Annotated in this window: 1 protein-coding gene; it reads left to right on the plus strand. The window is 61.1% G+C overall.

The genetic code is table 11. The features are described 5' to 3' along the window. On the plus strand, positions 1–416 hold a 416-nt coding region (locus PA598K_RS38320; RefSeq protein WP_376739087.1), incomplete at both ends, for a superoxide dismutase.

The following is a 416-nucleotide window of genomic DNA, read 5'->3' on the forward strand; positions in this document are numbered from 1 at the left end:
GGCAGCCGCACAGCGGAGGCGAAGATCGGCGCCAAAAGCCAAAGCAAAGGCGGCGGGCAAAAAAACGCCAAAAGCAAATCTCGCGCCGATCAACAGCCGTCGAACAGCGGAGCAGACGAGGCGGCACCCAGCCCAGTGCCGATCGGCGGGCATACGCTGCCTCCCCTGCCCTATGCTTACAATGCGCTCGAGCCGCATATTGACGAGAAGACGATGCGCATCCATCACGACATCCATCATAAGAGCTATGTCGACGGCTTGAACAAGGCCGAGACGGAGCTGGAAAAATCGAGACGCAGCGGTGACTTCGCGCTCGTCAAGCATTGGGAGCGCGAGCTCGCCTTTAACGGCGCCGGTCACTACCTGCATACGCTGTTCTGGATGACGATGTCGCCGCTAGGGGGCGGCATGCCGCC

Source organism: Paenibacillus sp. 598K (assembly GCF_003851045.1).
GTDB lineage: Bacteria > Bacillota > Bacilli > Paenibacillales > Paenibacillaceae > Paenibacillus_D.